The 19,973-nt window shown below is 60.0% G+C and carries 16 protein-coding genes; 2 read left to right on the top strand and 14 right to left on the bottom strand.

What is annotated here, in order from left to right; translation table 11 throughout:
* Positions 1-12: 12 nt before the first annotated feature.
* Genes glmM through cdaA form a run of 3 tightly spaced genes read right to left on the bottom strand, consistent with a single transcriptional unit; the run spans position 13 to position 3,160 of the window.
* Positions 13-1,347, bottom strand: a complete 1,335-nt coding sequence (gene glmM / locus MGLY_RS04025; RefSeq protein WP_156271959.1) for a phosphoglucosamine mutase — start codon at positions 1,345-1,347, stop codon at positions 13-15.
* Positions 1,348-1,397: 50 nt separating this feature from the next.
* Positions 1,398-2,342, bottom strand: coding sequence for a CdaR family protein (locus MGLY_RS04030; protein ID WP_156271961.1), 945 nt, complete (start codon positions 2,340-2,342; stop codon positions 1,398-1,400).
* Positions 2,343-2,344: 2 nt separating this feature from the next.
* Positions 2,345-3,160: a diadenylate cyclase CdaA gene (gene cdaA, locus MGLY_RS04035; RefSeq protein WP_170291189.1), complete on the bottom strand. Its 816-nt coding sequence runs from the start codon at positions 3,158-3,160 to the stop codon at positions 2,345-2,347.
* Positions 3,161-3,333: 173 nt separating this feature from the next.
* On the opposite strand from cdaA, the gene MGLY_RS04040 reads away from it, so the two are divergent.
* Together MGLY_RS04040 and MGLY_RS04045 are read left to right on the top strand one after the other, a co-directional pair.
* Positions 3,334-4,062 carry a DUF881 domain-containing protein gene (locus MGLY_RS04040; protein WP_156271965.1) on the top strand — a complete coding sequence of 243 codons (729 nt, stop codon included), beginning with the start codon at positions 3,334-3,336 and terminating at the stop codon, positions 4,060-4,062.
* Positions 4,063-4,068: 6 nt separating this feature from the next.
* A complete protein-coding gene (locus tag MGLY_RS04045) occupies positions 4,069-4,794 on the top strand; it encodes a DUF881 domain-containing protein (RefSeq protein ID WP_156271967.1) in 726 nt (241 codons plus the stop codon).
* A gap of 13 nt (positions 4,795-4,807) precedes the next feature.
* Here MGLY_RS04045 and cimA read toward each other — a convergent pair whose 3' ends face one another.
* The 11 genes from cimA to MGLY_RS04100 form a co-directional block, all read right to left on the bottom strand.
* On the bottom strand, positions 4,808-6,397 hold the full coding sequence (gene cimA / locus MGLY_RS04050; RefSeq protein WP_156271969.1) for a citramalate synthase: 1,590 nt from the start codon (positions 6,395-6,397) through the stop codon (positions 4,808-4,810).
* Positions 6,398-6,400: 3 nt separating this feature from the next.
* Positions 6,401-7,474: a 3-isopropylmalate dehydrogenase gene (leuB, locus tag MGLY_RS04055; protein WP_156271971.1), complete on the bottom strand. Its 1,074-nt coding sequence runs from the start codon at positions 7,472-7,474 to the stop codon at positions 6,401-6,403.
* The gene (locus MGLY_RS04060; RefSeq protein ID WP_156271973.1) at positions 7,467-7,967 is read right to left on the bottom strand and encodes a 3-isopropylmalate dehydratase small subunit; all 501 of its coding nucleotides are present in this window, start codon (positions 7,965-7,967) and stop codon (positions 7,467-7,469) included. The genes leuB and MGLY_RS04060 overlap by 8 nt, the downstream gene beginning before the upstream one ends.
* Entirely contained in the window at positions 7,964-9,229 is a 1,266-nt protein-coding gene (leuC, locus tag MGLY_RS04065) for a 3-isopropylmalate dehydratase large subunit (protein ID WP_156271975.1), read from the bottom strand. The genes MGLY_RS04060 and leuC overlap by 4 nt, the downstream gene beginning before the upstream one ends.
* 291 nt (positions 9,230-9,520) lie before the next feature.
* Entirely contained in the window at positions 9,521-11,068 is a 1,548-nt protein-coding gene (locus MGLY_RS04070; protein ID WP_156271977.1) for a 2-isopropylmalate synthase, read from the bottom strand.
* Between the two features lie 25 nt (positions 11,069-11,093).
* A complete protein-coding gene (gene ilvB / locus MGLY_RS04075) occupies positions 11,094-12,776 on the bottom strand; it encodes a biosynthetic-type acetolactate synthase large subunit (RefSeq protein WP_156271979.1) in 1,683 nt (560 codons plus the stop codon).
* Positions 12,760-13,278, bottom strand: coding sequence for an acetolactate synthase small subunit (gene ilvN / locus MGLY_RS04080; protein WP_156271981.1), 519 nt, complete (start codon positions 13,276-13,278; stop codon positions 12,760-12,762). Before ilvN ends, ilvB (MGLY_RS04075) begins: the two co-directional genes overlap by 17 nt.
* On the bottom strand, positions 13,275-14,960 hold the full coding sequence (ilvB, locus tag MGLY_RS04085) for a biosynthetic-type acetolactate synthase large subunit (protein ID WP_170290913.1): 1,686 nt from the start codon (positions 14,958-14,960) through the stop codon (positions 13,275-13,277). Before ilvB (MGLY_RS04085) ends, ilvN begins: the two co-directional genes overlap by 4 nt.
* Before the next feature lie 325 nt (positions 14,961-15,285).
* Positions 15,286-16,944 carry a dihydroxy-acid dehydratase gene (gene ilvD / locus MGLY_RS04090; protein WP_156271983.1) on the bottom strand — a complete coding sequence of 553 codons (1,659 nt, stop codon included), beginning with the start codon at positions 16,942-16,944 and terminating at the stop codon, positions 15,286-15,288.
* Between the two features lie 30 nt (positions 16,945-16,974).
* A complete protein-coding gene (gene ilvE / locus MGLY_RS04095; RefSeq protein WP_156271985.1) occupies positions 16,975-17,853 on the bottom strand; it encodes a branched-chain-amino-acid transaminase in 879 nt (292 codons plus the stop codon).
* Positions 17,854-18,156: 303 nt separating this feature from the next.
* Positions 18,157-19,959 (bottom strand): L-lactate permease, encoded by a 1,803-nt coding sequence (locus MGLY_RS04100; RefSeq protein ID WP_156271987.1) that lies wholly within the window; start codon positions 19,957-19,959, stop codon positions 18,157-18,159.
* Between the last annotated feature and the right edge of the window lie 14 nt (positions 19,960-19,973).

A 19,973-nucleotide genomic window follows, 5' to 3' on the forward strand; every position in this document is an offset into this window, starting at 1 on the left:
TGCCGGCAGGGCTCATAGCCCGGCAACAGCCTGCTGCAGGCCGGCCATAATGGCCTCCAGCTCTTCCCTGTCCGGGCCCTCTACCATGAGGCGGATAATGGATTCTGTTCCCGAGGGTCTGACCAGGACCCGCCCCCGGCCCGCCAGCTGCTCCCGGGCCGCCGCCACGGCTGCCAGGAGGGCCGGGCTGGCCATGGCGGCCTCTTTATCCGTCACCGTTACGTTGACCAGCAGCTGGGGCAGGTGCGGCATGGCTGCCGCCAGCTGCGACAGGGGCCGGCCGGTGGCGGCCATGACCTGGAGCAACTGCACCCCGGTAAGCAGGCCATCACCGGTAGTATTATATTCCAACAGGATAATGTGGCCCGACTGCTCGCCGCCCAGGACGGCACCCGTCCGCAGCATCTCCTCCAGCACGTAGCGGTCGCCGACCCGGGTCTGGTGCACCCGCAGGCCCGCTGCCGCCAGGGCCTGGTGGAGGCCGAAGTTGCTCATGACCGTCACCACTACCTGGCCCCCGGGCAGGCCTCCCTGCTCCTGGCGGTACAGGGCCAGGATGGTCATGATGGCATCGCCGTCGACCACCTGCCCCTTTTCATCCACGGCAATCACCCGGTCGGCGTCGCCGTCAAAGGCCAGGCCCACATCAGCTCCCCGGGCGACAACCTCAGCCTGGAGAACCCCCGGGTGGGTAGAACCGCACCCGACGTTTATCTTAGTCCCATCGGGGGCATTATGCAAGAGGAAAATTTCCGCCCCCAGGCGCTGGAAAACCGCCGGCGCCACCCGGCAGGCGGCACCATAGGCGCAGTCCAGCACCACCCGCAGGCCGGCCAGGCCCCGCCCGGCCGTACTGCAGATATGGGCAATGTAGCGTTCGGCAGCGTCCTCCAGCTCCCGTACCCGCCCCAGCTCCACGCCCACCGGCCGGGGCAGGTTATCTTCCGGTTGCAGGACCAGCCGTTCAATCTCTTCTTCCACCGGGTCGGGCAGCTTGTACCCGCTGGCGCTGAAGAATTTAATGCCGTTGTCCGCCACGGGGTTGTGGGACGCCGAGATCACTACGCCGGCATCGGCTTCCAGGGCCCGGGTCAACCAGGCAACCGCCGGGGTAGGCACCACCCCGACCTTCAGGACGTCCCCCCCGACGGAACAGATGCCGGCCACCAGGGCGGCTTCCAGCATATCGCTGGAAAGGCGCGTGTCCCGGCCCACCACCACCCTGGCCCGGCCTTCCGGCCCCGCCAGGACGGCAGCGCCGGCGCGTCCCAGGCGAAAGGCTAACTCCGGGGTAAGGCCGGCGTTGGCCACCCCGCGGACTCCGTCAGTACCGAATAACTTTGCCATGCTCTCACCTGTTTACTGCATTATATGTTCTTGCTGGGAAATCGCTACTTTCACGGCGTGCTGTTGGGGTTGGCAGCCTTGCCTATCTCCACTACCACCCTTACCCGCGGGAAGCTGCCGACCTGCACGCCGGCGGGTATTTCCAGGTTCGTCTCCGCCGTAACATTTTTCGTAGCCCCGGCAATATTAACCGGGGCCGTATTGATATAATCCAGGGCCGCTAAATGGTTGTAGGGAGCAAAGACCTCCACCACTTCCGGCTGGAGAATTACCCGCTGGATGGCATAGCCTTTGGCCGGCTCGCCGGCCAGTTGGGGACGCACCGCCAGGAACTTGCTTGGCATGTCCTGGACTACAGGTACAAATGTTTCTACCACTTCCGGGGAGACGGTTAACCATTCCTGCAAAGGACGGCCCTCCCGGTCAGCCAGCTTTACCGGCAGCTGGGCCAGGAAGTTGCCGCTGGCCTGGTCGATTTTGGCCTCCACATAGACCCGGCCGATGCTTTTCAGGGTGGCGGCAGAACCGGAAACAACTACCTGGGAAGGCTTGAGGACCGGCTCCAGGGCCCGGTAACCGCCGGCCGGCGTGCCCAGGAGATTCACCTGCACGGGCAGCTGCACCTGCTCAATTTTATCGATTTTTATCGTTACCTGGGCAGGGTTCACGTGGATCACATTTAAACCTTCCGGCACCTCGACCTGGACGGGTAGCAGGTTATCGCCGACTTTAGCATCCCGCAGGCTGACATAGGCATGGACATCCCTGGAGAGCAAATTGGCTACCGCGGCCTTGCGCCCCTCCACCCGCACCTGGACCTCCGCCGGGCGGTCGGCAACCACCAGGCCCTCTCTCAAGTTTTCTGTTTCCAGGGGGACCCGGACCACCTTTTCCCCGGTGGGGTTCTGCTCACCGGTTACATACATCCAGAGAATAATGGCCAAAGCGACGGCCAGCAGGCGATAAATCCAATCCTGGCGAAAATGCTCCCGCATGCTTACGACCTCCAGGGCCAGAAGAAAGTATTGTGGTTAACCTGCGGTAATAATAAACTCTGGAGGAGTTCCTTCAGGTTTTTCTCATCCAGGAAGCGGGTCAGCTTCCCCCCCTCGGCCACGGAAACGGCGCCCGTTTCTTCCGAAACCACCAGGACCACGGCGTCAGATATTTCACTGATGCCCAAGGCCGCGCGATGCCTGGTTCCCAGCTGCTTGCTTAAATAGGGGCTTTCGGAAAGGGGCAGGAAACAGCCGGCGGCTACCACCCGGTCCCCGCGGATAATGGCCGCCCCGTCGTGGAAGGGCGTCAGGGGCACAAAGATATTAATTAACAGCTCGGCGGAAACGACGCCGTCGACGCGGATGCCCGTCTCGATATAATCATTGAGGCCCGTCTCGCGCTCGACAACTATCAGGGCGCCGGTACGGTTTTTAGCCAGCACCTGGGCGGCCCGCACCAGCTCATTAATAAGCTTTTCCATATCTTCGGCGCCCAGGACCGTCAAGGGACGGGCAAAAAACTTGCCCCGGCCCAGTTGTTCCAGGGCCCGCCGCAATTCCGGCTGGAAGACTACCGGCAGGGCCACGACAATCACCAGGCGCAACTGGCTCAAAAGCCAGTTGATGGTAGTCAGGTGCAGGCGCTCGGCAATGACCGAGGCTACCACCAGCACCACCAGTCCCTTGATCAGCTGGACGGCCCGGGTGCCCCTGATAAGCATGATGAATTTATAAATGACAAAGGCGACGATGCTGATATCCAGGATTATCCGCACGAGGTCGATTATGTTTAACGATAACAAGTAGCGCCACAGGGCCGCCAAACCAGTCACCCCAAATTTTCCCGCCGGCTTTAGTTAGTATATGGAGGTCCGGTCACTTCATTCGACAGGTAGGGGCCAAATCCCTTCTTTTTACGGCTGCACGTTTTTACTAGTTGCCACCGGGCGGGACTTCATATAAAATAGCGCTAAAGGAGGAGTCCCTGGTGCGTAAAATTTATCTCTCCCTGCTCCTCATCAGCCTTTTTTCCGGGCTCCTGGTAGCCTGGCAGTGGCGTTCCCACCAGACCACCGCGGTCCAGGCCAGGAAGGATCCCGAACTCATTGATATTATTCATTCCCTGGAAAAAGAAGACGCCTCCCTGGAAAATACCATCGCCGACCTGCGCAGCCAGATTGAAGCCCTGCAGAAGGATCGCGCGCAAGGAAAAGGCCGGCTGGCCCAGCTACAGCAGGAAATAGAAGCCCTGAAACTGGCTGCCGGCCTAACTCCCGTGACGGGGCCGGGGATTACCGTTACCCTGGATGATAATAACGCCGGCGCCCAGGCGGCCAAAAACAGTTCGCCGGCAACCTACAAGCCGGAAGACTATATAATTCATGATAAGAATGTCCTCTACCTGGTCAATGAATTAAAAGCTGCCGGCGCCGAGGCCATTGCCGTCAACGGCCAGCGGATTGTCACCAGCTCGGACATCCGCTGCGTCGGCACTGTCATCCTGGTGAATTCCAACCGCCTGGCCCCGCCTTACGAGGTTCAGGCTATAGGCAACCCCGATAGCCTGGAGGCAGCCATCCAGAAGGCAGTAGACTTTTCTTTCTTAAAGAGCCGCGACTTCCCGGTCAAGGTGACCAAATCCCAGAACCTGACCCTGCCCGCGTATAAAGGCGTTTTTTCCCAGGACTACGTCCGGCTGGTTAAAGCAGGGGGGTAGCAATAAATGCGAGGCAAATACTGGCCTGTTTCCCTCACCGTTGTTTTCATAATCCTGGGCTTGCTTTTATCGCTCCAGTTTCGCACCCAGCGGCTGCTGGCCAGCTCCCTGGAAGCCCAGAAAACCGAAGACCTGGTGGCCATGTGGAAAAATTTGAGCAGCAAGCGCAGCCAGCTCCAGGGCGAAATCGCCCAGCTCCAGCAGCAGCTCTTTACCCTTAAGGCCGGTTCCGGCCAGGATAGTGACGCCGAAACGGCTCTGGAAAAGGAGCTGGCCCGCCTGCAGATAAGCACCGGCCTCGCCCCGGTCAAAGGCCCGGGGATTACGGTTACCATTACCGGCGACGCCCCCCTCCTCTACGAGGACCTGGTGGACATCGTCAACGAACTCTGGGCCTCAGGAGCCGAAGCCATCGCCATCAACGACCACCGCATCGGCGCCTTTAATGCCATTGCCGATAAAGAGGAGGGGTCGCGGGTTTACATCACCGTTGACGGCCAGAAGCTCCTCTACCCCATTGTCATCAAAGCCATCGGTGACCCCCATACCCTGGAGAAGGGTTTAACCTTCACCGGCGGCCTGATTGAGAACCTCAATAACCTGTTCAATATTTACCCTGACATTAAAAAAGAGCAGGACCTGCAGCTGCCGGGGACTTCCCTGCCCCGCTGGCAGTATGCTAAACCCCTGCCCCCTGATAAACAAGCGCCAAAGCAAAGCCAGGCAAAATAAAGGCCTGGCTTTTTTACGTGGCTGCCACTTTTTTGTTTAGCTCCCGGGACTGTTTTAAGAGGGCGTATTCCATGCTGTCTAGCAGGGCTTCCCAGCTGGCTTCAATGATGTTGGTGGAAACGCCGACGGTATTCCACGAGCTGGTGCCGTCCCGGGACTCAATGAGCACCCTGACCCTGGCGCTGGTAGCATCCTTTTCATCCAGGACCCGCACCTTGTAGTCCGTCAGGCGCATGCGGCCGATGGCCGGGAAAACTTCCTCCAGGGCCTTGCGCAGGGCGTTGTCCATGGCATTGACGGGACCATTACCTTCGGCCGCCGTATGGACTACCTGGTCACCCACCTTGAGTTTAACGATGGCTTCGGCGATGGCTTCCTGCCCGGGCCGCTTTTCCACCAGGGTCTTGACGTACTCCACTTCAAAGGGCTGCCGGTATTCCCCCGTTGTTTTCCGTAGAAATAATTCCAGGGAAGCGTCGGCCCCTTCGAACTGGTAGCCCTGGCGTTCCATTTCCTTGATGCCGTTTATAACGGCTTGCTCCTTTTCCGGGGAAAGCTCCAGTCCCATCTCTTCTGCCTTGCAGCGCAGGTTGCTGGCCCCGGCCTGGTCCGACATTAGTATGCGCCGCTCGTTGCCTACCAGCTGGGGGCGGATGTGCTCGTAGGTTTGGGAAGCCTTTAGGACGGCGCTCACATGGATGCCGCCCTTGTGGGCAAAGGCGCTGTAGCCGACAAAGGGCTGGTTGCCGGGCGGTACCACATTGGCAATCTCGCTGACATAGCGGGAGACTTCCGTGAGAAAGCTCAATTGCCCGGGGGGCAGGCACTGGTAGCCCATTTTCAGCTCCAGGTTGGGCAATACCGAGCATAAATTGGCATTGCCGCAGCGCTCGCCGAAACCGTTGATGGTCCCCTGCACCTGGCGGCAGCCGGCGGTTACGGCGGCCAGGGTGTTGGCCACGGCCAGGTCGCCGTCGTTATGGGTATGGATGCCTAAAGGTACCTGGAGCTCCTGGCGCACCCGGGCTACGGCGGCGGCGACATCACCAGGCAGGCAGCCGCCGTTGGTATCGCACAGGACCACCCAGCTGGCCCCGGCAGCCGCCGCGGCCTTTAAGGTAGCCAGGGCATAAGCGGGGTTGGCCTTGAAGCCGTCAAAAAAGTGCTCGGCATCAAAGATTACTTCCAGGCCCGCCTCCACCAGGAAGGCGATACTGTCGGCAATCATGGCCAGGTTTTCTTCCAGGGTCGTCTCCAGGGCCGCCGTTACATGGAGATCCCAGGACTTGCCGAAGATGGTGGCCACCTTCACCCCGGCCCGCTTGATGGCCAGCAGGTTGGCGTCTTCCCCGGCTTTCCCGCCGGGCTTGCGGGTGCGGCCAAAGGCCGCGAGTTTAGCCCGCCGCCATCCAAGCTCCCCGGCCCGCTGGAAAAACTCCATATCTTTGGGGTTGGCCCAGGGCCAGCCCCCTTCGATATAATCCACGCCCAGGCGGTCCAGGCGGGCGGCAATTTTTAACTTGTCTTCTACCGACAGGCTGATGCCCTCGCCCTGGCTGCCGTCCCGGAGGGTGGTGTCGTAGACGTAGATTTTCTCCGCCATTAGCTATCCCTCTTGCAGTTCCTGCCGCACCAGGGCACCCATCTCCGCCGTGCCCACCAGGACGGTCCCCGGCACGTAGATATCCGCGGTACGGTAACCTTTAGCCAGCACCCGGCCGACGGCGGCCTCCACGGCTGCCGCCGCCCCGTCCATCTTGAAGGAATACTTGAGCATCATGGCTACCGAGAGGATGGTCGCCAGGGGATTGGCCTTTTGCTGCCCGGCAATATCCGGGGCGGAGCCGTGGACCGGCTCATAAAGGGCCGTCGACCCGCCAATGCTGGCCGAGGGCAGCATGCCGATGGAGCCCGTCAGGACGGAAGCCTGATCACTTAAAATATCGCCAAAGGTATTTTCGGTCACAATCACATCAAACCGGGTCGGCCGGCGGACCAGTTGCATGGCGCAGTTGTCAACGTACATGTGTTCAAGGGTAACCTCAGGAAACTCGCCTTTCAGGCTTTCCACCGTATCCCGCCACAGCCGCGAGCTGGTGAGGACGTTGGCCTTGTCAACGCTGGTTAAGTGGCAGCGGCGCCGGCGGGCTATGTCAAAGGCCAGGCGGGCGATGCGCTCTATTTCCGCCGTAGAATAGAGCATGGTATCGTAGGCCACCTCGCCTGTGCCCGCCTTTTCCCGCTTTTTCGGGCCGAAGTAGAGGCCGCCCGTGAGCTCCCGGATAATAATCAGGTCGGTACCGGCAACAATTTCCCGTTTTAAGGGCGAAGCCTCTGCCAGGGGTTCAAAAAGGTAAGCAGGCCTTAAATTGGCATATAGACCCAGCTCCTTGCGTAAAGGCAGGAGGGCGGCCGTTTCCGGGCGTTCCTCCGGCGGCAGGGCATCCCATTTAGGGCCGCCCACCGCCCCCAGGAGCACGGCGTCGCTCTGCCGGCAGAGGTCCAGGGTTTCCGGCGGTAAAGCCTGGCCCCGGGCATCAATGGCCGCTCCCCCTACCAGGGCCTCGGTAAACTGGAACTCTATCCCCGTGCGGCGGCCGATCACTTCCAGGACCTTTACGGCTTCCGGAACAATCTCGGGGCCAATGCCGTCACCGGGCAAAACGGCGATTTTATACATGCGCCTTCACCTTCCTGGCCACGTAGGGCATCAGCCCCCCGGCGGCAATGAGTTCCTGCATGAAGGGCGGGAAGGGCGCCGCCTGGTAGGTTTCCCCTCTGGTCAGGTTCACTATTTCGCCCTTCTCGGCATCGATCTTTACTTCATCCCCCGCGGTTATCCCTGCCGCCGCGGCCGGGGACTCAAAGATGGGCAGGCCGATGTTGATGGCGTTGCGGTAGAAGATGCGGGCAAAGGAAGCGGCGATGACCGCCGCCACCCCGGCGGCCTTGATGGCTACCGGCGCGTGCTCCCGGGAACTGCCGCAGCCGAAGTTTTTCCCGGCCACGATAACCTCCCCTTTTTGCACCCGCCCGGCAAAGGTGGGGTCGGCATCCTCCATGCAGTGGCGGGCGAGTTCTTCGGGGTCGGAGGTATTCAGGTAGCGGGCCGGGATAATGGCGTCGGTGTCGATATCGTTGCCGAAGGTGTGGCACTTGCCCTGGATAATCATTTTATTACCTCCTCGGGAGCGGCGATGCGCCCTTTAACGGCGCTGGCGGCGGCTACCGCCGGGCCGGCGAGATAAACTTCGCTTTCCGGATGGCCCATGCGGCCCACAAAGTTGCGGTTGGTGGTGGCCAGGGCCCGCTCGCCTTTAGCCAGGATCCCCATGTGCCCGCCCAGGCAGGGGCCGCAGGTGGGCGTGGAGACGGCGGCTCCGGCTTCTATAAAGGTGGCTATCAGCCCTTCTTCCAAAGCCTCCGCGTAGATCTTCTGGGTGCCGGGTATGATGATGAGCCTTACTTCCGGATGGACCTTTTGCCCTTTGAGGATCTGCGCCGCCACCCGCAGGTCCTCCAGGCGGCCGTTGGTGCAGCTGCCGATGACTACCTGGTCGATTTTGATCTCACCTATTTCTTTGACGCTCCTGGCGTTCTCGGGCAGGTGGGGCAGGGCTACCTGGGGCTCGATCTTCCCGGCGTCGATGTCTATCTCCCGGGCATACCTGGCGTCCGGGTCGCTCTGGTAGATGTGGTAGTCGCGTTTGAGGCGGCCCTGGATGTATTCTACGGTCTTTGCGTCTACCGCAAAGATGCCGTTCTTGCCGCCGGCTTCGATGGCCATGTTGGCCATGGTGAAGCGGCCGTCCATGGAGAGCTCTCTTATGGCTTCCCCGGTGAATTCCATGGCCATGTAGCGGGCGCCGTCGACGCCGATCCGGCCGATGGTGGAGAGGATGAGGTCTTTGCCTCCGACCCAGGGCTGCAGCCGGCCGTGGTAGCGGAAGAGGATGGTCTCGGGTACTTTAAACCACAGCTCGCCGGTGGCCATGGCGGCGGCGAGGTCCGTGGAGCCGACGCCGGTGGCGAAGGCCCCCAGGGCCCCGTAGGTGCAGGTGTGGGAGTCGGCGCCGATGACCAGGTCCCCGGGGCCGACCAGGCCCGCCTCCGGCAGCAGGCAGTGCTCGATGCCCATGCGGCCGATTTCAAAGTAGTTGGTGAGCCCCTGCTCCCGGGCGAAGTCGCGTAAAATTTTGGCCTGCTCGGCGGACTTGATGTCCTTGGCCGGGGTGAAGTGGTCCGGTACCAGGACGACCCGTTCCGGGTCGAAGACCTTCTTGAGGCCGAGTTTTTTGAACTCCTGGATGGCCAGGGGGGCGGTGATGTCGTTCCCCAGGGCCAGGTCTACCTTAGCGTTGATGAGCTGGCCCGGCTCGACATGTTCGAGGCCGGCGTGGGCGGCCAGGATCTTTTCGGTGATGGTCATGCCCATGGAGTTTACCTTCTTCCTGCTAAAGTAACTCTTTTTTGGGCTGGCATTTGTTTGCAGCGAGCGACTTGGTCCGAGCGGCGAAGCGGCCGCAGGCTGTGCCGAGGAGCGAGGGCGGGGCCGAGGACAGGAGGTCCGAGGCCGGCCTCTGAGGCAAGGATGCCGAATAGGCCGGGAACCCCGCCCGAGCCCGAGGCAGAGCCGTAGGCCGCTCCGCGAGGACCACGGAGCGAGCGCAAACATAGCCAGCCCCAAATAGTCATGGTTCGCTCTACCTCTGTTTCGGCTCCAGACTCATGCTTCCAGAACCTGTAAGTTCTCTTCCCCTACCTCGTAAATGACTTTATTAATCGCGTTCAGGTAGGCGCGGGCGCTGGCTTCCAGGACGTCGGTGCTGATGCCCCGGCCGATGAACACCCGGCCAGCACACTCGATCTTGACGGTTACCTCGCCTACAGCGTCTTTGCCGCCGGTAACGGCATTGAGGCTGTAGGATTTAAGGCCAACAGGAATCCGCGTTATCTTGTCGATGGCCTTGAAGGCGGCATCCACCGGTCCTTCGCCGCAGGCCGCCTCTTCCTTTAATTCCTCGCCCACCCGGAGGCCGATGGTGGCCGTGGGCACCACCCGGTTACCTGTGGAGATGTGGATATGCTCCAGGACGAATTTTTCGGGAATCTGTTTAACTTCGTGCTCGACAATGGCTTCCAGGTCGCGGTCGCTGATCTCCTTCTTGCGGTCGGCCAGTTCCTTGAAGCGAGCAAAGGCTTTGTCGAGTTCCGCTTCATTCAGTTTAAAGCCCAGTTCCTCCAGGCGGCTGCGCAGGGCATGGCGGCCGGAGTGCTTGCCCAGGACAATATTGCTCTGGACCAGGCCGATCATGGTGGGGTTCATAATCTCATAGGTGGTGCGCTCCTTCAGGACGCCGTCCTGGTGGATGCCGGCCTCATGGGCGAAGGCGTTTTTGCCCACGATAGCCTTATTGTACTGGACGGGCATGCCCGTCAGGCTGCTCACCAGCTTGCTGGTACGGTAGATCTCCTCGGTAACAATGCCGGTGTGGCAGCCGTAATAGTCGCGGCGGGTATAGAGGGCCATGACCAGCTCTTCCAGGGCCGTATTGCCGGCCCGCTCGCCGATGCCGTTGATGGCCCCTTCTACCTGGAGGGCGCCGTTCTCAATGGCCGCCAGGGAATTGGCCACCGCCAGCCCCAGGTCGTTATGGCAGTGGACGCTGATTTGCACCTGCTCAATCCCCGGTACCCGCCGGCGAAGCTCGGCAATCAGATGCCCGAACTCGGCCGGGGTGGCATAGCCGACGGTATCGGGGATATTGAGGACGGTGGCCCCGGACGCAATGGCTGCCGCCAGCACCTGGCACAGGAAGTCGATGTCGCTCCGGGAAGCGTCTTCCGGGGAAAACTCCACATCCCGGCAGTAGCTTTTGGCCCGGGCCACCCCTTGACGGACGGCGGCCAGGACTTCTTCCCGCGTCATGCGCAGCTTGTGTTTTAAGTGAATGTCGGAGGTGGCAATAAAGACATGGATCCGCGGCCGTTTGGCTTCTTGCAGCGCCTCCCAGGCGCGGTCGATGTCCCGGTCATTGATCCGCGCCAGGCCGGCAATCACCGGGCCCTCTACTTCCCGGGCTATGGCCCGCACGGCTTCAAAGTCGCCGGGGGAGGCAATGGGGAAGCCGGCTTCAATGACGTCAACCCCCAGGCGGGCCAGCTGGTGGGCAATTTTCAGCTTTTCCTCGACGTTGAGGCTTACCCCGGGCGACTGCTCGCCATCGCGCAGGGTGGTATCAAAGATATAAATCCTTTTGCTGGTATCCGGCAAGAGACATCAACCTTCCTTGGCCAGTTTATTCCGGTAGGAGCATTTCGTTCAGGGCGGCTCCATTCAGAACCATAGGGTAAACCATTTCCTCTTCGCTGATCAAGCACTCAATAAGGGTGAGACCATCATTTTGCATGGCCCGGGCCAGCACCGGTACCACTTCTTCCTGTTTAGTAATACGCAAGCCGGTTGCCCCATAGCACTCGGCCAGGCGGACAAAATCGGGGTTGCCCGTAAATTTCACCGCTGTATACTGGCGCTCGTAGTAAAAATGCTGCAGCTGGCGCACCATGGCCAGGCTCTGGTTGTTGAAAAGCAAAATCTTCAAGGGCAAGCCCTGCTCCACGGCCGTACCCAGCTCGGCCATCCCCATCTGGAAACTGCCGTCGCCGGTAATGACCCACACCTGCCTGTCCGGCCGGGCCAGGGCGGCGCCGATGGCTGCCGGCAGGCCGTAACCCATGGTGCCCAGGCCACAGGAGGAAATAAAGGTGCGGGGCTCAGTATAGCCGTAAAAGAGGGCCGCCCACATCTGGTGCTGGCCGACGTCGGTGGTAATGATGGCCCGGCCGCGGGTCATTTCTCCCAGGCGTTCGATGACCCACTGGGGCCGCACCTCCCCGCCCCGGCCATAGGTCAGGGGGTAATTATTGCGCAGGGTTTTAACCCGCTCCAGCCACGTCGGGTGCGTAGCGGGCTCCACCAGGGGCAGAAGTTCCTTCAGGACACAGCTGATATCCCCCACCAGGGGCAGGTCGACCCGCACGTTCTTGCCGATTTCTGCCGGGTCAATATCCACATGGGCTATTTTAGCCTGGGGCGCGAATTTTTCTATGGCCCCCGTCACCCGGTCGTCAAAGCGCACCCCCAGGCCCACCAGGAGGTCGCATTCCATAACGGCGTGGTTGGCACAGGGTTTGCCGTGCAGGCCGACCATCCCCAGGGCAAGGGGGTTATCTTCAGGAAAAGCCCCCAGACCGGTAAGGGAGGTGGCCACCGGCGCCTGGATTTTTTCCGCCAGTTCCCGCAGGTATCCTTCCGCCCCGGAAGCCACCACCCCGCCGCCGGCAAACAGGACTGGCCGCTCGGCTTCCTGGAGGAGCTTTGCCAGGGCGCGGAGCTGGCCCGGGTGGCCCTGGTAGGTAGGTTTATAGCCCCGCAGCTCAACCTTCTCCGGGACGGGTGTCTGGCAGAGTGCCAGGGCTACGTCTTTAGGGAGATCCACCAGCACCGGGCCGGGGCGACCGGTGGAGGCGATATAAAAGGCTTCTTTGACAATACGGGGCAGTTCCTCGCCATCTTTAACCAGGTAATTATGCTTGGTAATGGGAATGGTGATCCCGGTAATATCGGTTTCCTGGAAGGCATCGCTGCCCACCTGACTTGTGGGCACCTGGCCGGTAAAGATTACTACCGGGACGGAATCCATATAGGCCGTGGCAATCCCCGTTACCAGGTTGGTGGCCCCGGGACCGGAGGTGGCAAAACAGACGCCCGTCTTGCCGCTGGCGCGGGCATAACCGCTGGCGGCGTGGACGGCATTTTGCTCCTGGCGGACCAGGATATGACGGATGGAAGTCCGGGCCAGTTCATGGTACAGGGGCAGGACGGCGCCGCCAGGATAGCCGAAGACCAGTTCCACCTCTTCGGCCTGGAGGACCTCCATTACGGCCCGGGCACCGGTACGTACCCTAGTCTCCTGTCCCATCGCCGCTGGCCTCCATTCCTTTAGTTTTCGCTCCCCGGAGCATGGCAATTTTACCTGTGCGTACTACTTCCCGGATACCAAAGGGGCGCAGGGAGTTTTCCAGAGCATCAATCTTGTCAGCATCGCCGGTAGCTTCGATAATCAGGCTGTTGCGGGCAATATCGACGATCCGGGCCCGGAAGATGTCAACTATCTGCATAATCTCGCCCCGGACCGCCGGGTCGGCATTGACCTTGATGAGCATCAATTCCCGGCCCACATGGGGATCATCGGTTATATCGCTGAGCTTGATGACATCGATAAGCTTATTGAGCTGCTTGCAGACCTGCTCGATAATCTGCTCATCGCCATCCACCACGATGGTCATGCGGGAAATAGAGGGGTTTTCCGTACGGCCTACGGCCAGGCTGTCGATATTATAACCCCGGCGGCTGAAGAGGCCGGCCACCCGGGTTAAAACCCCGGGGCGATTTTCCACCAGAACCGAAAGGGTGCGTTTCACTCCTGCCTACCTCCCGTCACCATTTTGTTCAGGGTACCACCCGGGGGCACCATGGGAAAGACGTTTTCTTCCCGGTCAATTAAGATATCCACCAGGAAGGGGCCAGCCGTCTCCAGGGCCTCCTGCAGGGCCGGGACGACTTCCTCCCGGGCCGCCACCCGCCGGGCCGGCAGCCGGTAAGCTTCCGCCACCTTGACAAAATCCGGGTTGCCGGCCAGTTCGGAATAGGCGTAGCGCCGGTCAAAGAAGAACTCCTGCCACTGGCGCACCATACCGAGATAACCGTTATTGAGGAGGATAATTTTCACCGGGATGCGATAATGGCTTAGGGTGGCCAGTTCCTGGATATTCATCTGGAAGCTGCCGTCCCCGGTAATGGCCACGACGGTTTCATCCGGCCTGGCCACAGCCGCTCCCATGGCTGCCGGGACGCCAAAACCCATAGTCCCCAGGCCGCAGGAGGAGAGGAAGGCCCGCGGTCGCTCCAGGGGGTAATACTGCACCGCCCACATCTGGTGCTGGCCTACGTCGGTGCTGACAATGGCCCGGCCCCTGGTTAAGCGATATAATTCCTCAATTACATACTGGGGCTTCAAGCCGCACTCATCATAGCGTAAGGGATGCTCTTCCTGCCAGCGCCGTATTCTTTGGCGCCAGGCCGGGTGCTCCCTTTTTTCAGGCAGCCTGGCCAGCAAGGCCTGGAGGGCCTGGCGGGCATCGGCGACGATGGGGATATGGGCCGGGACAACTTTGCCGATCTCGGCGGCATCAATATCAATATGGATGATTTTCGATCTCGGGGCAAAGGCCTCAACTTTCCCCGTCACCCTGTCGTCAAAGCGGACACCGACGCCGATGATCAGGTCCGTCTCACAGACGGCGTAGTTGGCGGCGGCCGTACCGTGCATCCCGACCATGCCGACAAAGAGGGGATGGGTTTCCGGGAAGGCCCCCTTGCCCATCATGCTCATGATGACGGGGATATCCTGCTCTTCGGCCAGCCGCCGCACTTCTTCATGGGCCCCGGAAGTAATCACCCCGCCCCCGATAAAGAGCAGGGGTTTCCCGGCAGCTTGAATAGCAGCAGCGGCCTGGGCTACCTGCAGGGGATGGGGTTCCACCCGGCTACGGTAGCCGGGCAGGCGTAACCTGGGCGGGTAGTGAAAGGCCGCCCGCTGGGTGGTGATATCTTTGGGAATATCGATGAGGACCGGCCCCGGCCGGCCGGTAGTGGCTACGTAGAAGGCCTCATGGATGGTTGCCGCCAGGTCCTTGATGCTTTTCACCAGGTAGTTGGCCTTGGTAACGGGCATGGTAATGCCGGTAATATCGGCTTCCTGGAAGGAATCCCGGCCGATCATAGCCAGGCTGACCTGGCCGGTAATGGCTATAATGGGAATGGAATCCATATAAGCATTGGTTATCCCTGTTACCAGGTTGGTTGCCCCGGGACCGGAGGTAGCGATGCAGACACCGGGTTTGCCGCTGGCCCGGGCATAGCCTTCGGCAGCATGGGCGGCTGCCTGCTCATGGCGGGTTAAAATATGGCGGATGCTGGCTACTGCCAGTTCGTGGTAAAGGGGTAAAACCGCCCCGCCGGGGATACCAAATACAGTATCCACACCTTCCGCCTGCAGGGCTTTTATGATGATTTCGGAGCCGGTTAATTTTTTCGTTTCCACGCGATCCCCAATGGTTGAAGCACTCCTTTGCGCATGAGATAGGTTTTGGCAGGATATGTCCCTCCGCTGCTCAGAAGCTGCGCGCCGACAGGACAACGGCTCGGTTCGGACCGTTGCATCGCCGCCTGCGGATTACCAATGAAAAGTCTCCTGGTTCCGCCAGCATTAACCCTTCTATGAGATTGCGTTTACTGCCCTCTCAAACGTACGCTCAGGCGTCCTCGGTGGCGGCAACGGTAACCTCACCTCGCCTGTCCTGTTACCGGCGCTCCGCTATTCGCAGCTCCGGGACATATCCCGCCCTAAGCAATCTCTTTATCAGGCTTTACTCCAATACCGCGCCCCTGGCCCCGGAGCCCACCATCCGGGCATAGCGGGCCAGGTAGCCGCTGGTGATCTTCGGCGGCGGTGCCTGCCACCTGGCCCGGCGGCGGGCAATTTCTTCTTCCGGCACCTTCAACTCTAGCCTGCGGGCCTCAATATCAATGGCAATGATATCTCCTTCTTCCACCAGGGCGATGATACCCCCTGCCGCCGCCTCCGGCGAGACATGGCCAATGGAGGCGCCGCGGCTGGCCCCCGAGAAGCGGCCGTCGGTAATCAAGGCCACGGAGCTGTCCAGGCCCATACCGGCCAGGGCGGCTGTAGGGCTGAGCATTTCCTGCATGCCCGGGCCACCCCTGGGGCCTTCATAACGGATAACGACGACATCACCGGGCTTAATCCGTTGCCCCATAATGGCGGCAAAGGCTTCTTCTTCGCTGTTAAAGACCCGGGCCGGCCCTTCATGCTGCATCATCTCCGGCAGGACGGCACCCTTTTTCACCACCGCTCCTTCCGGGGCGAGGTTCCCGTACAGGATGGCCAGGCCGCCTTCCTGGCTATAAGGATCCTCAACGGGCCGGATTACCTCCCGCCGCTTTACCTCCCGGCCGCTAACGTTTTCTGCCACCGTTTTACCGGTTACCGTCAGGTTGCTGCCATCAATCAGGCCATGGCGGTAAAGCTCGGCCATCACCGCCGGGATGCCGCCGGCTTCATCCAGGTCCTGGATATGCTGGCTGCCGGCCGGGCTCAACTTGCAGATCTGGGGCGTCCGCCTGCTGATGGCGTCGAAGGTGCTCAAATCCAGCTCCACGCCCGCTTCCCTGGCCACGGCCGGCAGGTGGAGGCAGGTGTTGGTGGAGCCCCCAAGGGCCATATCGACGGCCACGGCGTTGTGAAAGGCCGCCGGCTTCATAATGTCCCGGGGGCGGATATTTTCCTCCAGCAATTCCATAATGCGCATCCCGGCCTGCTTCGCCAGGCGCACCCGGGCCGCGCTGACGGCCGGTATGGTCCCACTGCCCGGCAGGGCCATCCCCAGGGCTTCCGTCATGCAGTTCATGGTATTGGCCGTAAACATCCCGGCGCAGGAACCGCAGCCCGGGCAGGCGCAATCCTCCAGTTCGGCCAGTTCGCTTTCCGTCATTCTACCGGCCTGGGTGGCACCTACAGCTTCAAACATGGTACTTAAGGAAATATCGCGGCCCTGGTAACGGCCGGCCAGCATGGGGCCGCCGCTGACAAAAATCGACGGGATATTTAAACGGGCCGCAGCCATCAGCATACCCGGGATGATTTTATCACAGTTAGGGATAAATACCAGGGCATCAAAGGGGTGGGCAATGGCCATGACTTCAATCATATCGGCAATGAGTTCCCGGCTGGCCAGGGAATACTTCATGCCCACATGATTCATGGCCAGGCCGTCGCAGACACCAATGGTGGGAAACTCCAGGGGCGTCCCGCCGGCCAAGCGGACCCCGGCCTTAACTGCCTCGGCCAGGGTATTTAAGTGAATATGACCGGGAATAAGTTCGTTATGGGCGTTGACAATTCCTATGAGCGGGCGTTCTATCTCGGCGTCCGTCAGGCCCATGGCCTTTAACAGCGACCGGTGGGGGGCCCTGGCCAGGCCTGTTTTCATGGCGTCGCTGCGCATAGTTGTCTCCCCTCACCTTAATTTAAAATATCAGGCAAAAATTTCCGGCCCGTCGTTTCTGGTCAGTTCCCTGAACCTGGCAATAAGGTCCCTAGTAATGGGTCCCGGCTGGCCGTTGCCAATGGGACGGCCGTCTACCTTAACCACAGGGATAACTTCCGCCGCCGTGCCTGTCAGGAAGCATTCGTCAGCCGTGTAAACATCATGCCGGGTAAAAACCTTTTCGTAAACGGGTATTCCCGCCCCGGCGGCCAGTTCCATTACCGCGTTGCGGGTAATGCCTTCCAGCAGGCCGACATGGGGCGGCGGGGTAATGAGCTGGCCGTTTTTGACGATAAAAATATTATCGCCGGTAGCTTCGGCCACATAGCCTTCTTTATTGAGAAATAACCCTTCCGGGGCTCCCGCCCGGGTGGCTTCCATTTTGGCGATGATATTATTCAGGTAGTTCAGGGATTTAATCCGCGGGTCCAGGGCGTCGGGAGCATTGCGGCGGGTACCCAGGGTAACCAGGTCCAGGCCTTTTTCATACAATTCCGCCGGGTAGAGTTCAATGGCTGCGGCAATACAAAAAACCGAAGGCCTGGGACACTTGCGGGGGTCCAGTCCCAGGTCACCTTTGCCCCGGGTAACTACCAGGCGGATATAGGCATCCCTTAAATTATTGCGCCGGCAGGTTTCCAGGACTACTTGCGTCATTTCCTCCCTGGTCAGGCCCGGGTCAAGGTTAATGGACCGGGCGGACTCATAAAGGCGGTCAATATGGGCCTGCAAACGGAAGACCCGCCCGTGGTAGGCGCGGATCCCTTCAAAGACCCCATCGCCGTAGAGTAAACCGTGATCGAAAACAGACAACTTTGCCTCTTCTTCGTCCACATACTGGCCATCAAGATAGATAATGAGCCCCACGCTTCTTCCTCCTCATTTCTACCGGTCAGTGGCAGTTTCCGGCCGGCGCGACTGGAGCCGCGAAATATGTTTATGTTTCAGTATAAATAACCGTAATTTAAGTGTCAAGGATTTTTCCATACTACTTTTTAACCTTCGGTCCTGGTAGAAAACGCTTTGCGCGCAGGTGGTCCTGGCAGCAAGAAAGGCTACTCCCCTTGGGGAGTAGCCCGCCCTCTAAACTGATAAGGGTTAACAGGGTATAAAAGGCCCCTGCCTACTGCTCTGACTCCATCTGGTTACCACAAAGATTTATCTAAATTACTATGGTGTAAAGGGCACCTGCATACCTGTAAAGACGTAAGCCTGCAGCCAGATCAGGGCACTTAAAAGGATGGCCAGGGCCAGGCTGTGCCAGACCACGTTGCGGAAAATGGGCCCCACTGCCGCCATCCCTTCTTCCTGGTCTTCATAACAGGCTACCGTGGAAACCACGATGCTCTGGGCGTCAATCATCTTACCCATAACACCGCCGGTACTGTTGGCCGTCACTATGAGGACCGGGTTCAGGCCCAGCTGCTCGGCGGTAATGCGCTGCAGGCTGCCGAACATGGCATTGGAGGAAGTATCGCTGCCGGTCAGGAACACGCCCAGCCAGCCGAGCATGGAGGCAAAAAAGGGATAGGCTGCACCCGTCCTGGTAAAGGCCAGGCCCAGGATAGCATCCGTACCCGCATAGCGGGTGGTATAACCCAGGCCCACGACGGTCGCGATAACGGTAATGGGCACCTTCATGCGGGCCGCTGTGCGCCGGATGGTTTCCGACCACTGGGCCGGCGTCAGCCGCAGCACGAAGAAGCCGGAAATCAACGCCGCCACCATTATGCCGGTACCGGCGGCCGACAGCCAGTTAAAAGTGTAAATCGCCGCTTCCAGTTCTGGCTTATTGCCGTGGGCCACAGGCGGCGTGCGGAAAACAAGACCGTGGAGATAGGGCATATTGATCTTGGGGGCGGAAATTTTATTAAGAAATGCTTTCCAATCGCCCATGCCCCAGAGGAAAACTGCTGCCGCCAGCAGTACCCAGGGCAACCAGGCCTGGATTAACTCCCCGGTTGTATACCTGGGTAGCTGTTGCTTCTTTACGGCCACGGTACTGGTTGCCGCCGCTTCACCGCCGGAAAGAGCATCTTCAGTAGCAATAATATGCTTGGGCTGCCATACTTTGAGGAAGAGGGCTGTTACCACCATGCTGACAATGCCGCTGGCAATATCCACCAGCATGACGTTGCCGGCCTGGGACATGGCATACTGGGTCAAAGCAAAGGAAGCGCCGCAGACCAGGGTGGCCGGCCAGACCTCCCAGACATCCTTCCACTTGCCTTTATCCATAAAGACCAGCGTGGCTACCAGCCAGAAGGGGACGATGATCGAGAAAAAGGGTAACTGGCGCCCGGCCATCCTGGTAATTAACTCGGCGGGGATACCGCTGACATTGCTCAAAGTAAGAATAGGGGTGCCGATGGCCCCCCACGCCACCGGCGCCGTGTTGGCGATCAGGCAAATCACGGCCGCGGTCAACGGCCGGAATCCCAACCCCACCATCAGAGCGCCGGCCACAGCCACCGGGGTGCCGAAACCGGCCGCACCTTCCATGAAGGCGCCGAAGCTGAAGGCCACCAGCAAAGCCTGCAGGCGCCGGTCCGGGGAAATGCTGGCCACGCTATTCTTGACGATTTCAAATTTTCCCGTTACCAGGGTCATGGTATAAAGGAAAATTGCCGAAAAAACGATCCAGCCAATGGGCAGCAGGCCATACATGGCGCCCATGACAAAAGCACTCAGGGCTGACGGCACCGGCATCTTCATTACCAGTACTGCCACCAGGATGCCGACAATAGCCGCGCTGATAGCTGCGTAAGGTGCAAAAATACCCCGCTCGGTCCGGCCATACTTGTCCTTATGGGGGTGAATGGCCAGCAGGTACAGCAGGACGACAATGGGCAGGGCGGCCACAACGGTAGATAAAAAGACGTTGTTTAGCGGGTTATAATTCTGGAAGTACTGCAATAATAACCCTCCTCTCAATTTTCCCTCAGCAATAGTGGAGAAGAAAAATAAAGCCATTTCTCAATGATTAA

Origin of the sequence: Moorella glycerini, from assembly GCF_009735625.1 — a bacterium.
GTDB classification, from domain to species: Bacteria; Bacillota; DSM-521; order Neomoorellales; family Neomoorellaceae; genus Neomoorella; species Neomoorella glycerini.

Excerpts from the sequence above, each read along its gene's own strand:
- glmM (WP_156271959.1), bottom strand. The coding sequence starts at position 1,347 with ATGGCAAAGTTATTCGGTACTGACGGAGTCCGCGGGGTGGCCAACGCC.
- MGLY_RS04030 (WP_156271961.1), bottom strand. The coding sequence starts at position 2,342 with ATGCGGGAGCATTTTCGCCAGGATTGGATTTATCGCCTGCTGGCCGTC.
- MGLY_RS04045 (WP_156271967.1), top strand. The coding sequence starts at position 4,069 with ATGCGAGGCAAATACTGGCCTGTTTCCCTCACCGTTGTTTTCATAATC.
- cimA (WP_156271969.1), bottom strand. The coding sequence starts at position 6,397 with ATGGCGGAGAAAATCTACGTCTACGACACCACCCTCCGGGACGGCAGC.
- leuB (WP_156271971.1), bottom strand. The coding sequence starts at position 7,474 with ATGTATAAAATCGCCGTTTTGCCCGGTGACGGCATTGGCCCCGAGATT.
- MGLY_RS04060 (WP_156271973.1), bottom strand. The coding sequence starts at position 7,967 with ATGATTATCCAGGGCAAGTGCCACACCTTCGGCAACGATATCGACACC.
- leuC (WP_156271975.1), bottom strand. The coding sequence starts at position 9,229 with ATGGGCATGACCATCACCGAAAAGATCCTGGCCGCCCACGCCGGCCTC.
- ilvB (WP_156271979.1), bottom strand. The coding sequence starts at position 12,776 with ATGGGACAGGAGACTAGGGTACGTACCGGTGCCCGGGCCGTAATGGAG.
- ilvD (WP_156271983.1), bottom strand. The coding sequence starts at position 16,944 with ATGCGCAGCGACGCCATGAAAACAGGCCTGGCCAGGGCCCCCCACCGG.
- MGLY_RS04100 (WP_156271987.1), bottom strand. The coding sequence starts at position 19,959 with ATGGCTTTATTTTTCTTCTCCACTATTGCTGAGGGAAAATTGAGAGGA.